13 protein-coding genes and 1 tRNA gene are annotated in these 14246 nt (G+C 70.5%); 7 read left to right on the top strand and 7 right to left on the bottom strand.

Annotated features, from left to right (window positions below; genetic code table 11):
- Positions 1-77: 77 nt before the first annotated feature.
- From J2X55_RS16730 to J2X55_RS16710, 5 genes are all read left to right on the top strand, one after another.
- Positions 78-1478, top strand: a complete 1401-nt coding sequence (locus J2X55_RS16730; protein WP_309824774.1) for a gluconate:H+ symporter — start codon at positions 78-80, stop codon at positions 1476-1478.
- A gap of 20 nt (positions 1479-1498) precedes the next feature.
- Positions 1499-2017 (top strand): gluconokinase, encoded by a 519-nt coding sequence (locus J2X55_RS16725; RefSeq protein WP_309824772.1) that lies wholly within the window; start codon positions 1499-1501, stop codon positions 2015-2017.
- Positions 2018-2104: 87 nt separating this feature from the next.
- Entirely contained in the window at positions 2105-3700 is a 1596-nt protein-coding gene (gene gndA / locus J2X55_RS16720) for an NADP-dependent phosphogluconate dehydrogenase (RefSeq protein ID WP_115920769.1), read from the top strand.
- A 201-nt stretch (positions 3701-3901) separates the two neighbouring features.
- Entirely contained in the window at positions 3902-4636 is a 735-nt protein-coding gene (locus tag J2X55_RS16715) for a response regulator transcription factor (protein WP_056228637.1), read from the top strand.
- Positions 4637-4791: 155 nt separating this feature from the next.
- The gene (locus tag J2X55_RS16710; RefSeq protein WP_309824770.1) at positions 4792-6237 is read left to right on the top strand and encodes an ATP-binding protein; all 1446 of its coding nucleotides are present in this window, start codon (positions 4792-4794) and stop codon (positions 6235-6237) included.
- A gap of 18 nt (positions 6238-6255) precedes the next feature.
- Here the strand turns inward: J2X55_RS16710 and J2X55_RS16705 are convergent, their stop codons facing one another.
- The 7 genes from J2X55_RS16705 to J2X55_RS16675 all read right to left on the bottom strand — a co-directional run bounded on the left by J2X55_RS16705 (position 6256) and on the right by J2X55_RS16675 (position 13117).
- Positions 6256-7215, bottom strand: a complete 960-nt coding sequence (locus tag J2X55_RS16705; RefSeq protein WP_309824768.1) for a S41 family peptidase — start codon at positions 7213-7215, stop codon at positions 6256-6258.
- Between the two features lie 117 nt (positions 7216-7332).
- Positions 7333-8886 (bottom strand): flavodoxin reductase, encoded by a 1554-nt coding sequence (locus J2X55_RS16700; protein ID WP_309824766.1) that lies wholly within the window; start codon positions 8884-8886, stop codon positions 7333-7335.
- A 28-nt stretch (positions 8887-8914) separates the two neighbouring features.
- On the bottom strand, positions 8915-9793 hold the full coding sequence (locus J2X55_RS16695; protein ID WP_309824764.1) for an FAD:protein FMN transferase: 879 nt from the start codon (positions 9791-9793) through the stop codon (positions 8915-8917).
- A 5-nt stretch (positions 9794-9798) separates the two neighbouring features.
- Positions 9799-10293 (bottom strand): hypothetical protein, encoded by a 495-nt coding sequence (locus J2X55_RS16690; protein WP_115920780.1) that lies wholly within the window; start codon positions 10291-10293, stop codon positions 9799-9801.
- Positions 10294-10571: 278 nt separating this feature from the next.
- Positions 10572-11606 carry a ribose-phosphate diphosphokinase gene (locus tag J2X55_RS16685; protein WP_115920782.1) on the bottom strand — a complete coding sequence of 345 codons (1035 nt, stop codon included), beginning with the start codon at positions 11604-11606 and terminating at the stop codon, positions 10572-10574.
- Positions 11596-13044: a bifunctional UDP-N-acetylglucosamine diphosphorylase/glucosamine-1-phosphate N-acetyltransferase GlmU gene (glmU, locus tag J2X55_RS16680; RefSeq protein ID WP_115920784.1), complete on the bottom strand. Its 1449-nt coding sequence runs from the start codon at positions 13042-13044 to the stop codon at positions 11596-11598. The genes J2X55_RS16685 and glmU overlap by 11 nt, the downstream gene beginning before the upstream one ends.
- Position 13045: 1 nt before the next feature.
- Positions 13046-13117, bottom strand: a tRNA-Gln gene (locus tag J2X55_RS16675).
- Positions 13118-13262: 145 nt separating this feature from the next.
- Here J2X55_RS16675 and J2X55_RS16670 point away from each other — a divergent pair.
- Both J2X55_RS16670 and J2X55_RS16665 read left to right on the top strand, forming a co-directional pair.
- Complete coding sequence (locus J2X55_RS16670) at positions 13263-13715, top strand: MarR family transcriptional regulator (RefSeq protein WP_181906574.1); 453 nt, start codon at positions 13263-13265, stop codon at positions 13713-13715.
- Entirely contained in the window at positions 13712-14224 is a 513-nt protein-coding gene (locus J2X55_RS16665; protein ID WP_115920788.1) for a hypothetical protein, read from the top strand. The genes J2X55_RS16670 and J2X55_RS16665 overlap by 4 nt, the downstream gene beginning before the upstream one ends.
- Positions 14225-14246: the final 22 nt, after the last annotated feature.

Below are 14246 nucleotides of genomic sequence, written 5' to 3'. Positions count from 1 at the left end.
AGAAATCGGCATCCTGTGGTTTTATGTACGACAAATAACCCACGGCATCGCTGCCGTTCGCCGGAACAAGGACGCTCATGGCCCTCTCCCCCCACCCCGCCACGGTGCTCGCCGCCGCGGAGCCCGCATCCACTGCCCCCGCCGGACAGTTGATCACCGCCGCCCTGATCGGCATCGCCCTCATCGTGGTGCTCATCACGTGGGGCAAACTGCACCCCTTCCTCGCCCTGACCATCGGCGGCTTCACGACGGGCGTCATCGCCGGCATGCCCATCGCCACCGCGGTGACGAGCTTCACCGGCGGCTTCGGCTCGACGATGGGCGGCGTCGGCATCCTCATCGCCCTCGGCGCGATCTACGGCAAGCTCCTCGCCGACTCGGGCGGCGCCGACCGCATCGTGGACACCCTCGTCGCCCGCGCCACACCACGATCACTCCCGTGGGTCATGGGGCTCATCGGCGCGATCATCGGCCTGCCGATGTTCTTCGAGGTCGGCCTCGTCCTGCTGGTCCCGGTCATCATCCTCGTGGCCCGCCGCTCGGGCGTCGCGCTGATGAAGATCGCGATCCCCACTCTCGCGGGCCTGTCGGCGATGCACGGCCTGGTCCCGCCGCACCCCGGCCCCCTCGCGGCGATCGACGCCCTCGGCGCGAACCTCGGCCTCACGCTCGCCTTCGGGGTGATCGTGGCAATCCCCGCCGTGATCGTCGCCGGTCCCCTCTTCTCGACCCTCGCCGCCCGCTGGGCTCCCGTGCCGGTGCCCGAGCTGTTCCTCTCGGCCGAGGAGAAGGGCGAGGAGCCCGCGCGGCGCCCCTCGTTCGCCGCCACGCTCGGGAGCATCCTGCTGCCGGTGTTCCTCATGCTCCTCAAAGCCGTGGCCGACATCGTCGCGCCGGGCTCCACCGACGCGTGGAAGGTGGTCATCGACTTCCTCGGCCTGCCGATCATCGCCCTGCTGCTCGCGGTCCTCGTCGGCTTCGTCGTGCTCGGTCGAGGGGCCGGCTTCGACCGCGCCAAGCTGACGAGCGTCGTCGGCTCCTCGCTCGGCCCGATCGCCGGCATCCTGCTCATCGTCGGTGCCGGCGGCGGCTTCAAGCAGGTGCTCGTCGACACCGGCATCGGCAAGGTCATCGCCGACTTCGTCGCCGGTTCCAGCGTGTCGGTGCTCCTGCTCGCGTGGCTCGTCGCCGTGGTCATCCGCGTCGCCACGGGCTCGGCCACCGTCGCCACGATCACCGCCGCCGGCATCCTCCAGCCGCTCACCGAGACGCTCGACGCCCCCATGACGGCGCTGCTCGTGCTCGCGATCGGCGCGGGCTCGGTGTTCCTGAGCCACGTCAACGACGCCGGCTTCTGGCTCATCAAGGAGTACTTCGGCCTCAACATCCCGCAAACGCTGAAAACATGGTCGGTGCTGGAGTGCGTGATCTCGGTCACGGGCCTCGCCGGCGTCCTCGCCATCAGCGCGTTCGTCTGATCGAAGGAAAGAGCACTGACATGGCATCCACTCCTCTCGTCCTCGTGTTCATGGGACCCGCCGGTACCGGCAAGTCGACCGTCGCGGGCATGCTCGCCGGGCGCCTCGGCTGGGACTTCCAGGAGGGCGACGACCTCCACCCCGCTGAGAACGTCGCCAAGATGGCATCCGGACATGCCCTGAACGACGACGACCGGTGGCCCTGGCTCGATCGGGTCGCCGACTGGATCGACGGGCGGATCGCCGCCGGTCGCCCCGGCGTCATCACGTGCTCGGCGCTGAAACGCAGCTACCGCGACGTGCTGCGTCGCGACGACGTGACCTTCGTGCTGCTCATGGGCGACCCGGCCATCGTGCTGGAGCGGCTCCTGCGCCGCCAGGGGCACTACATGCCGCCGTCGCTGCTTACCTCGCAGTTCGACACCCTGGAGATTCCGGATGCCGACGAGCAGGCGATCCGCATCGACCTCGACCTGACGCCGCAGCAGCAGGTGCAGGAGGTCGTCGACCGCCTGCAGCTCACCGCCGACGCCTCCTGAAACACGCGTGGGTTCAGCCGATACAGTGGCATCGGCAACCCCACGTGCGCCCGCAACCCCCTTTTCGCACTGACGACGGAGCAACGAATGACGTCCACCCCCTCCCCGACCGGACCTTCGACCGACCAGGACCAGGCGCCTCACCGGGCAGCCCAGGTGCACGAGGGTGCACCGGGCATCGAAGAGGTCGAGCGCCCCACCGCCGAGGCCGACTCGGCCCCCGAGGGCGAGGGCGAAGGCCGCGCCAACATCGGCGTCGTGGGTCTCGCCGTGATGGGCTCGAACCTCGCCCGCAACCTCGCCAGCCGCGAGGGCAACACCGTCGCGATCTTCAACCGCAGCGCGGACAAGACCGAGCACGTGCTCGAGCAGCACCCCGAGGCGAACTTCGTCGCGTCGTTCTCGTACGAGGACTTCGCCGCATCGCTGTCGAAGCCGCGCACCGCGATCATCATGGTCAAGGCGGGTCGACCCACCGACTTCGTCATCGACGAGTTGGTGAAGGTCTTCGAACCCGGCGACATCATCGTCGACGGCGGCAACGCCCTCTTCACCGACACCATCCGCCGCGAGAAGGCCGTGCGCGACACCGGCATCAACTTCGTCGGCATGGGCGTCTCGGGTGGCGAAGAAGGAGCCCTGCGCGGGCCCTCGATCATGCCCGGCGGCTCCGACGAGGCCTGGGCCACGCTCGGCCCGATCCTCAAGTCCATCGCCGCGGTCGCCGAGGGCGAGCCCTGCGTGACGCACGTCGGACACGACGGCGCCGGTCACTTCGTCAAGATGGTGCACAACGGCATCGAATACGCCGACATGCAGCTCATCGCCGAGGCGTACGACCTCATCCGCCGCGCCACCGGCAAGACCCCGGCCGAGATCGCCGACGTGTTCGCCGAGTGGAACCGCGGTGAGCTGGAGTCGTACCTCATCGAGATCACCGCCGAGGTCCTGCGCCAGACCGACGCCGACACGGGCAAGCCCCTCGTCGACGTCATCCTCGACCAGGCCGGTGCGAAGGGCACCGGCGCGTGGACCGTGCAGACGGCCCTCGACCTGGGCGTCCCCGTCTCGGGCATCGCCGAGGCCACCTTCGCGCGGTCGCTGTCGAGCCACCCCGAGCAGCGCGAGGTCTCGCGCGAGCTCCCCGGCCCCTCGGGAACGGACCTGCTCTCGGGCGAAGACGCCGACGCGTTCATCGAGCAGGTGCGTCTCGCGCTGTACGCCTCGAAGATCGTCGCCTACTCGCAGGGCTTCGACGAGATCCGGGCGGGTGCGGCCCAGTACGACTGGAGCATCGACCTCGGAGCGGTGTCGAAGATCTGGCGCGGCGGCTGCATCATCCGCGCCCAGTTCCTCAACCGCATCGCCGAGGCGTACGACGCCGAGGCCACCCTCCCGGTGCTCCTGACCGCACCGTACTTCGTCGAGGCGCTCGGACGCGCCCAGGACGCGTGGCGCCACATCGTCTCGCTGTCGGCGGCGAGCGGCATCCCCGCCCCCGCCTTCAGCTCGTCGCTGGCGTACTACGACGGGCTGCGCGCCGAGCGCCTGCCCGCGGCCCTCATCCAGGGCCAGCGCGACTTCTTCGGTGCGCACACCTACCGTCGCATCGACAAGGAGGGCACGTTCCACACCCTCTGGTCGGGCGACCGCACCGAGATCGAGGCCGAGGACACGCACTGACGACCCCGATGACGAAGCGGCGGCGGGCCTGGCTCGCCGCCGCTTCGTGCGTCTGCGCCGTCGGGCCGATGTGCGCGACGCCGTCGTCCACACGGTGAGCGCAGCGATCGGGGTCGGTCTCGCCGCGCTGCTGGCACGTTCTCAGGATTCCCATAAGCCTCGCCATAGAAAGCTCATAGATACGAGAGCACAATGAGTTCCATGACCGCGACCGCCGCCGCCCCCACCTTCACCCGCCCCGACGGGAGCGCCCTCCGCGTCCTCGTCGTCGACGACGAGCAGATGCTCACCGACCTGCTGTCGATGGCGCTGCGCATGGAGGGCTGGGACGTCAAGACCGCCGGATCGGGCTTCGACGCCCTGCAGTCCGCGCGCGACTTCGAGCCGGATGCCATGGTGCTCGACATCATGATGCCCGACCTCGACGGCATGGCGGTGCTGCAGCGCCTGCGCCACTCGGGCAACGACGTGCCGGTGCTGTTCCTGACGGCGAAGGACGCCGTGGCCGACCGCGTCGCGGGTCTGACCGCCGGCGGCGACGACTACGTCACCAAGCCGTTCAGCCTCGAAGAGGTCGTCGCGCGCCTGCGGGGGCTCATGCGCCGCGCCGGCACCGCCCTCACTCGGGACTCCGAGCCGATCCTCCGCGTCGGCGACCTCTCGCTGAACGAAGACAGCCACGAGGTCATCCGCGGGGGCAAAGAGATCGAGCTGACGGCGACCGAATTCGAGCTCCTGCGCTTCCTGATGCGCAACCAGCGTCGCGTGGTGTCGAAGGCGCAGATCCTCGACCGCGTCTGGAACTACGACTTCGGCGGCCGCTCCAGCGTCGTCGAGCTGTACATCTCGTACCTGCGCAAGAAGATCGACGCCGGAAACGACCCGCTCATCCACACCGTGCGCGGTGTCGGGTACATGATCAAAGCCCCTCAGTGAGTATTCCGCCCCGACCGGCTCCCCCCGCTCCCCCGTCCTCGGTGTGGGAGACCGACACCCCCGCGGACGAGGACGCCCGCGGAGCGGAGCCGAGACGCCAGCGTGAGTCGCTGCGGGAGAGGCTTCGTCACCCCTGGACACTGCAAGCGCGCCTGATGACAGCCGTGATCGGCATGGTGGCGTTCATCCTCGTGATGATCGGCATCTCGACCAGCGCGATCCTCAGCCAGGTGCTCTACGTCAACCTCGGCGCCCAGGTCGACGAGGCGGCCGCGTCGATCCAGCCCCGAGCGGCGTTCCAGGGCTCGGCGGAGCAGGTGTTGGAGTCGGGGTTCTTCGACTCCGGCACGCTCCTCGTCATGAACTCGCGCGGCACCGGGATCAGCGGCGCCGTCGTGGGCGACGATGGCGTGCGCGCGCTCACGTCCGACGACCTGGGCCGGATCGCCGACAGCCTGCAGGCGGCGTCCGAAGCGGACGCCCAGACGGTCGACCTGCCCAACCTCGGCGAATACCGGGTCCGCACGTTCCAGACGCCCGGGAGCGACAGCATCTTCCTCGTCGGGCTCCCCCTGTCGAGCGTCACCAGCACGATCGGCGCGATCCTCACCACCGTCGCGCTCGTCACCACCGGTGGCCTGCTGCTGCTCGCCGTCATCATCGCGATCGTCATCCGCCTGGGGTTGCGGCCCCTGCGCGCGGTCGCCGAGACCGCCACGCGCGTCGCCTCGCTGCGCATGGACCAGGGCGACGTCTCGATCACCGAGCGCGTGCCCGCCGAGCAGGTCGACGACCACACCGAGATCGGTCAGGTGGGCACGGCCCTCAACACCCTGCTCGACCGCGTCGACGCCTCGCTCAGCGCGCGTCAACGCAACGAGGAGCTCATGCGCCGGTTCGTCGCCGACGCCAGTCACGAGCTGCGGACGCCCTTGGCATCCATCCGCGGCTTCTCGGAACTGTCGCTGCGCGCCATGCGTCAGGCGCAGGACGACGAGAGTCGCCAGCGCATCGCCCTGGCCGTCGAGACCACCGAGCAGTCGCTCGAACGCATCCAGGCGCAGTCGTTGCGCATGACCACCCTCGTCGAAGACCTGCTGCTCCTCGCGCGCCTGGACGAGGGCCAGGAGCTCGTCTACGGCTCGGTCGATCTCACGCGCCTCGCCGTCGAGGCCGTGGGCGATGCCCGGCCGGCCGGCCCCGACCACGTCTGGACGATCGACGTCCCCGACACCCCCGTCGAACTCGCCGGAGACGCCTCGCGCCTGCACCAGGTGGTGGCGAACCTGCTCGCCAACGCCCGCACGCACACGCCCGCCGGCAGCGAAGTGAACGTGTCGGTGGCCCACGAGGGCGCCGAGGCGGTGCTGCGCGTGCACGACAACGGTCCCGGTATCGATCCCTCGGTCGCCTCTCAACTGTTCGAGAGGTTCGCCCGGGCCGACCGCTCGCGCGACCGCAAGACCGGCGGCACCGGCCTCGGTCTCTCGATCGCCCGCGCGATCGTCGACGCCCACCGCGGCACGATCAGCGTGAAGAGCACCCCCGGCGACACGACGTTCGAAGTGCGGCTCCCGGCGAAGCCCGCGGATCCGGTCTGAGATTCGGGATGCCGGCGGTCAGGCGCAGCGCGACCTGACCGCCGTCCGCGCGGCCTCGAGATCGGGGCCGGGCGCGACCTCGATGTCGGGGGTGAGGGGGCCATCGTAGACGCGGCCGGTGCGGTCGACATCGTAGGTCGTGGTGAGGACGAGGCGGGCACCGTCACTGAGATCCCGCACCTCATTGCCGGTCGTCAGGCCCGCGGTCGGTGTGCCGACCCGCACGGCGCCGGTCTGCCCGGCGAACGCGATCGCCACGATCTCGGCCGCGCTGCCGGTCATCCCCGACGTGAGCAGAGCCACCGGAGCGTCGATCGCGAACCCTCCGGGAGACGCCGTGTCGTCTCCCCCGGGCGTCGAGACGACACCGCCGTCCGCCACCCTCGCCCAGTGCACCGTGTCGTCGCGCCTCAGCCCGACGAGCTCCCCGTCATCGAGCAGCGGCGCGACCACCGTGAGCATGGCCCAGGCGTTGCCACCGCCGTTCGTGCGCAGGTCGATGATCCAGCCGCAGTCCGTCGAGGCATCCGCGGCACGCATCGCTTCGAGACCCGCGGATCGATAGCGCTCCACCGCCGCGGACTCCTCGCCCTGGAACCCGGGCAGCATCAGCACGCTGACACCGTCGCGCGTGGACACCGTCGGGACGGGAAAAGACGCCCCCGGCGCATTCTGCCCGGCGACGGAGGAGACATCCGCGGGCGTCTGCAACCACGAATGCACCCCGCCCGCCACCGCCACCAGTTCGCCGAGGCCCCGGTAGGTCTCCGAGATCGTCGCCTTCTCCTTCAGCTCGGGCTCCGCCCGAGCCACGGCATCCCGGAACTCGTCCGTGTCGGCGTGGATCCCGTCTCGCATCTCGGCGATGGCCGCGTCTACGTAGGCCGAGACCCCGTTGTCGCCGCCGTCGGCCGAGCAGCCGCTGACAGCGAGCGTTGCGGCGAGGAGGAGGGCGAGGGCCACCCGCGCGCGCTTCATCCCCGGAGCGGACGGACGGATGCCGCGAGCGCGCGGTCGCCGGACGGGTCGACGGGGACGGAAGAGAACGACATTCCCCCACCCTTCCGGGTCGGGCTCCCCGCCGCCACCCTCGAGTCAGTACCCGGCGAACGCGTCCGTCGTCAGCGACTTCGCCTTCGCGAGCGCCGGGGCGAGCGCCGAGATGAGCCGCGGCGGACCCGAAACGTACGCGACGCGTCGTGCGATATCGGGAACGGTACGGAGGAGCCCCTCGGCGTCCACGCGATCCGGTCCCGCCCACATCCAGCCGGCGGGCAGATCGCGCGGCTCGTCGCGCGAGAACACCACGACCGGGATGCCGGTCTCGGCGATCTCGTCTCGGAAGGCGAGCTCTGCGGCCTCGGACACCACGTAGACGAGAACGACGTCGCGGTCCTGCCCGGTGGCGGCGAGGTGGCGCAGCTGCGAGACGAACGGCGTGACCCCGATGCCGGCAGCGACCAGCAGCACGGGCGAGGTCGGCCGCGACGGAAGGACGAAGTCGCCCCAGACACCGGTGACCGCCAGGGTGGACCCGGGCTCGACAGCCGCGAGCGCCCGCTTGTACGACGACTGAGAGCCGTCCTTGAACGCGATGCGCACCTCGGGCAGATCCTCGGGAGCCGAGACGATCGAGAACTCGCGGCGCGTACCGCGGGCATCGGGGCGGCGGTGCGGCACGTCGAGTTCGAGGTACTGCCCCGGGTGGAAGGAGAAGGGGCGGGCGGCGTGGAAAGACAGCTCCCGCACCGTGGGCGTCACCTCGCGCCGGCGTTCGACCCGCAGACGGACGGCCGCGCGCAGGCAGAACAGGAACGCGAGCAGGTTGCCGACGAGCAGGGCGCGCTCCTGTCCGAGGGTGATCTCGCCCACCGGCAACGGCCAGCCGGCGAGGACACCGACGAGGATCGCGACCAGGTACTGCTGGGCGCGCCGCGGAGGAAGGGTCAGCGGCTCCGACAGCATGAAGGCACCGAGGAACAGGAACGGCGACGAGAACGCCACCTGCAGCAGCACGCTCGGCACGTCGACCGGGAAGCCCGCGGCCTGGAACTGCACGCTCGTGCGGAGGAAGGCAACGGCCATCGCGACGACCCAGAAGACCACCACGATCGGCAGCTTGTCGGTGCGCAGCAGCAGCAGGACGCCGAGCACCAGGACCGGGGCGGCGAGCCACGGAGAGCCGACCCACCACGCCGACGACCCCAGGTCGGGCGCCCAGATGCTCACGATCGTCAGCACCGTCGCGCCGGTCGCCGCGGGGTTGAAGACGTGCCGACCACGCCACACGAGCAGGTACTTCGACGCGGATGCCACGACCCCGGCCAGAGCGAGACCGGCCAGGCCCACCGGTTCCACGGTGGGACGCAGGACGAACAGCAGGATCGCGGCCGTGATGAGCGAGGACTCCAGGCGTCGCGGCATCCGGAGCACACTCTGCGCCACGAGATCGGTGACGGCGCAGGCGGCGGCGAGCACGACGGCGCTCGCGACGATCGCCAGCGGCTGGGGCACGACGAGCCCGGCGAACGACAGGACGAGCGAGATGACGGCGAGGAGGCCGAGCGACGCCAGGACGAGCCGGTACATCGAGACGCGCCCGATGAGACCGAGGACCCGGGCGGAACCGGCGGTGAGCGTGGTGCTCATGAGAGGAAACCCTTCGGCGGAATGGGGGTCAGGAGAAGATCTCGCCCGCGAAGCCGGGCGACCACTCGACGCGTCCGTCGGTGCGCATGCGCACCCAGTGCGCGTTCCAGGATGCCGCAAGCTCCGGACCGCCGTCGAAGAACAACGCGGTGGCGAGAGCGTCGGCGCGCATGGCGGTGTCGGCGAGAGCCCAGGTGGCCGCGTACGCGCGGACGGGAGCGCCGGTGCGGGCATCGAGCACGTGGTGCAGCCCCTCTCCCCACGCCCGGCGGTTGATGGCCGAGGCGCAGAGGGCCCCGTCTGCCACGGTGACGACGCCGATCGCGCGCGTGTCGTCGAAGGGGTGCTCGAGACCGATGCGAACCGGGGTCCCCCGGACGGCCAGGTCTCCGGAGGCGTCGACGACGAGGTCGCCGCCGACGAGGGGGCGCAGCGTGTCGAGCACGAGGTCGACCAGTCGCCCCTTGCCGAGCGCGCCGACGTCGATGATCGCCGGCGTCGCCACGCTCACGCGATCGGCGTCCCAGGCGAGGACGTCTCGCCACGACGGCGCGGGGTGCGGGTCTCCCCACGGCGCGAGGGTCAGCCGCGCGTCGTAGCCGAGACGGGCCAGCGCGTCGCCGACCAGCGGGTTGACCGCTCCGGACGTCGCCGCGTCGAGCTCGCGGTAGAGCGAGAACATGGCATCCGCGTCATCCGGCGCGGGGACGGATGCCGTGCGCCCCTCGGCGAGCGACGACACGAGCGAATCGTCACGGAACCGCGACCACTCCCGGTCGAAGCGCTCGATGACGGCCGACACCGCGTCGCGGGCGACCGAGGGCAGCGGGTGCGCCGTCTCGATCGCCCACGACGTGCCGATCGCGTCGAAGGTCCACGTCGAACCCGTCGCAATCGGAGTGCTCATGGCCGTCAGGCCGCGGCCTCGGACTTGATGGTGTCGACGGCCTTGTTGAAGCCGCCGCTGGTGAGCGAGGAGCCCGCGACCTTGCTGACCGAGATCTCGTCGAGCTTCTTGCCCACGACCTCGCTCTGGATGCCGCCGATGAACTCGCTCTGATAGCGCTTGGACTCCGCGGCCTGCGGGTCGCCCGTCACCTCGACCGCGGTGACCGTGTCGCCGGCGATCGTGAGGGTGACGTCGATGGTCTCGACGCTCTCGGGGGTGGCGTACTGGCCGGTGGCCTCGTACTCGCCGTCCTTGTACGAGCCCGTACCGGTCGAACCGGCGGCGGCACCCGAGGTGCTGGTGGGCGCCGAGCTCGCGGCGGGGGCCGCGGTGTCGGCGGGGGCAGCGTCGCCGGTGGTGGTGCCGCCGGCGCATCCGGCGAGGGTGGCGATACCGGCGACACCCAGCAGAGCGGTGCCGATGCGGACGGGACGGGGTACGGCTGTGGTGCGGATCATGAGGGTCCTCCTTCGGTCGTGCCTCGCGGCGCGTACGTGCTCACGGTAGGGACACGACCTTGGCCGCTCCCCGGTTCATTCATTTGTGCGAGCTATGTGCGGCGGGCGGTCCGGGCGAGGTGGCCGCCCGGACCCTCAGGCGGAGCTCGTCGACGACACGCCGTACCCACGGCATCCGGAACCGGCGTGTTCGGTACGACCCCGGAGGACGGCGCGGCCGGGAAACGACTCAGCCACCTCCCCGAGAGGAGATGGCTGAGTCGAGAAGCGGGGATCGCTCAGGCGTCTCCGCCGAACATGCTCGTGACGGAGCCGTCCTCGAACACCTCGTGGATCGCGCGGGCCAGCAGCGGCGCGATCGGCAGCACGGTGAGACGGTCGAACCGGCGGTCGGCCGCGATCGGGACGGTGTCGGTGACGACGACCTGGTCGATCGCCGCGTCCTGCAGGCGCTCGGTCGCCGGGTCGCTGAAGATCGCGTGCGTCGCGGCGACGATGACCTTGCGGGCACCGCTGGCTTTGAGGGCCTGCGCGGCCTTCTGGATCGTGCCGCCGGTGTCGATCATGTCGTCGACGAGGAGGCACGTACGGCCCTGCACGTCGCCGACGATCTCGTGCACCGAGACCTGGTTGGCGACCTTCGGGTCGCGTCGCTTGTGGATGATCGCCAGCGGGGCACCCAGGCTGTCGGACCAGGTGTCGGCGACGCGCACGCGACCCATGTCGGGAGAGACGACGGTGAGCGTCTCACGGTCCTCGTCGGAGAGACCCTGCTCGAAGTGCTCGAGAAGGACGGGCTTGGCGAAGAGGTGGTCGACGGGGCCGTCGAAGAAGCCCTGGATCTGCGCGGCGTGCAGATCGACGCTCATGATGCGGTCGGCACCGGCGGTCTTGAGCAGGTCGGCGACGAGGCGGGCGCTGATCGGCTCGCGACCGCGACCCTTCTTGTCCTGACGCGAGTACGGGAAGTACGGCGCGACGACGGTGATGCGCTTGGCCGACGCGCGCTTGAGCGCGTCGAGCATGATGAGCAGCTCCATGAGCCACTCGTTGACCGGGGGGCCGAAGGACTGCACCACGAAGACGTCGCAGCCGCGGATCGACACCTCGAAGCGGGTGTAGATCTCGCCCGAGGCGAAGGTGCGGTGCTCGGTGGGGGCGAGCTCGGTGCCGAGGTGCTCGGCGACCTGCTTCGCGAGCTCGGGGTGCGAGCGACCGGAGGCGACGACGAGCCGCTTCTTGGTCTTGGCGACGAGCCCGGGGGCGATGCCGTTGTCGCGGTCGAGGTCTACACGATTCTTCTTACGAGCCATCGGCCGCTTCCTGTTCAGCCCGAGCCCGCGCGGCCACGTCGGCCGCCCTGGTGCCCGGTCGGTTCTTCTCGACCCACCCCTCGACGTTGCGCTGGGGTGCCACGCTGAGCGCCAGCGCACCGGCCGGGACATCCTTGCGGATCACCGCTCCGGCGCCCGTCTTGGCGCCCGCTCCAATCGTAACCGGCGCGACGAAGACGTTGTGCGATCCGCTGTGCACCTCGTCGCCGATCACCGTGCGGTGCTTGGCGATGTCGTCGTAGTTGGCGGTGATCGCGCCGGCCCCGAGGTTGACCCCGCGGCCGATGTCGGTGTCGCCGATGTACGACAGGTGCGGCACCTTGCTGCCCTCGCCGATCGAGGAGTTCTTGACCTCGACGAAGGTGCCGACCTTGCCGTTCGCACCCACCCGCGCGTTCGCGCGGAGGTAGGCGAACGGGCCGACGGTGGCGCCCGCCTCGACGACCGCGAGCGTCCCGTCGGTGCGCGTGATCGTGGCGTTCTCGCCCACCTCGCAGTCGACGAGGCTCGTGTCGGGGCCGATCGTGGCGCCCGAGGAGATGACGGTCGCTCCGCGCACGTGCGTGTTCGGGAGGATCGTGACGTCGGGGGCGAGGGTCGCGGTGACGTCGATCCAGGTGGTGGCGGGGTCGACGACGGTGACGCCCTCGAGCTGCCAACGGCGCACCGTGCGCGCGTTCAGCGTGCGCCCGGCCTCGGACAGCTGTACGCGATCGTTCACGCCGAGCGCGGCCGAGGCGTCGGAGGTGACGGATGCCGCGACGCCCAGCTGTGCGTCGCGCAGCAGACCGACCACGTCGGTGAGGTACTTCTCGCCCTGGGCGTTGGCCGTCCCGACCTGCGCGAGCTGGGCACGCAACGGCGCTGCGCGGAAGACGTAGACCCCGACGTTGATCTCGGTGACCGCGGCTTCGTCGGCCGTGGCATCCTTCTGCTCGACGATGCGGCGCACGCCGTCGGTGTCGTCGCGGAGGATGCGTCCGTAGCCGAAGGGCTGATCGACGCGGGCGCTGAGCAGGGTGACGGCGGTACCGCCCGTGCGGTGCGTCGCGAGCAACTCGGTGAGCGTTCCGGTCTCGAGCAGCGGCACGTCGGCGCTGAGCACCAGGACATCGCCGTCGAAGTCGTCGAGGGCGTCGAGGGCGACCTCGACGGCGCGGCCGGTGCCGGGCACCTCGTCCTGGTCGACGATGACGACTCCGGGCGCGAGCTCGGCCACCGTCTCGGCGACGAGCTCGCGCTCGTGGCGCACGACCACGACGATGCGGGCCGGGTCGAGGGATGCCGCGGTGTCGAGCACGTGACCGACCAGCGGACGACCGCCGACCGGGTGGAGCACCTTGGGGGTGCGGGAGCGCATGCGCGTTCCCTGACCCGCAGCGAGGACGACGACGGCCAACTCGGTCGGTGATGTCATGCTCCGCCGCCAGGATTCGAACCTAGACCTAACAGCTCCAAAGGCTGTCGTGCTGCCGTTACACCACGGCGGACCGTGCCCGCGGGCACCGGTCAAGTCTGCCAGACCCGAGCGCCGCGCGTTCCGCCCGCGGCGCGCGCCGACGATCGGCCGGCACTCGACATAATGAGACCGTGACCCGGGACAGCGACGAAGTCGACCGCATCGTCGATGCGTGGATGCGCCAGCGCCCCGATCTCGATTTCTCTCCCCTCGAAGTGCTCTCGCGTGTCGCCCGCCTCTCGCGGCACCTCGACATCGCCCGCAAAGAGGCCTTCCGCCGCAGCGACATCGAGTCGTGGGAATGGGACGTGCTCTCGGCCCTCCGCCGCGCGGGCGAGCCCTACCAGCTGAGCCCGAAGCAGCTTCTGCAGCAGACGCTGGTGTCGAGCGGCACCATGACCAACCGCATCGACCGGCTGGTCGCGCGCCGTTTCGTGCGCCGCGAGGCCGATCCCGGCGACGGACGGAGCATCCTGGTGACCCTGACCGACGACGGACGGGTCCGGGTGGATGCCGCGATCACCCGCCTCGTCGACGCCGAGGCCCTGCTGCTCGACGGTCTCTCGCGCGGCGACCGCGAGCGCCTCGCGACCCTGCTGCGCAAGTTGAGCCTGGGGTTCGACGCATGAACGCTCCGGTCGAGTCGCCCTCTCGCTGGGCCCGCGTGCGCGCCTGGTTCAGCGTGCGCTTCCGCTCCCCCGCGGCCATCTACGGGCTGATCGTCTTCGCGGCCTTCGTCTCGATCGCCGACGATCACGCCGAAACCGTGTGGGAGGTCCTCCTCAGCGCATCGGTGTCGCTCGTGGTGTTCTTCATCGCGCACGTGTTCGCCCACACCCTCACCGAGCACGCCGATCACGGCCTGCGTCATGCCACGCGCGAGGGCATGCGCCACGGTGCCGGCATGCTCTACGCCTCGGTGCCGTCGATCCTCGTGCTGGTGTGGGCGGGCCTCACCGGCGTGTCGGTCGACGACTCCTTCGAGGCCTGCATGTGGGCGACCTTCGCGGTGCTCGCGTTGCTGGGGTACGGCGCCTACGCCCGGCGGAAGGCCCGGATCGTCGTGCGCCTGTTCGGCGCGTTCGCCACCGCCTGCCTCGGCATCTGCATCGTCGGTCTCGAGTACGGCATCCACTGACGGCACCCGCCCCCTCGCCGGG

Source organism: Microbacterium sp. 1154 (assembly GCF_031455375.1).
Classification (GTDB): domain Bacteria; phylum Actinomycetota; class Actinomycetes; order Actinomycetales; family Microbacteriaceae; genus Microbacterium.
This window is presented reverse-complemented; position numbering and strand designations above follow the sequence as displayed.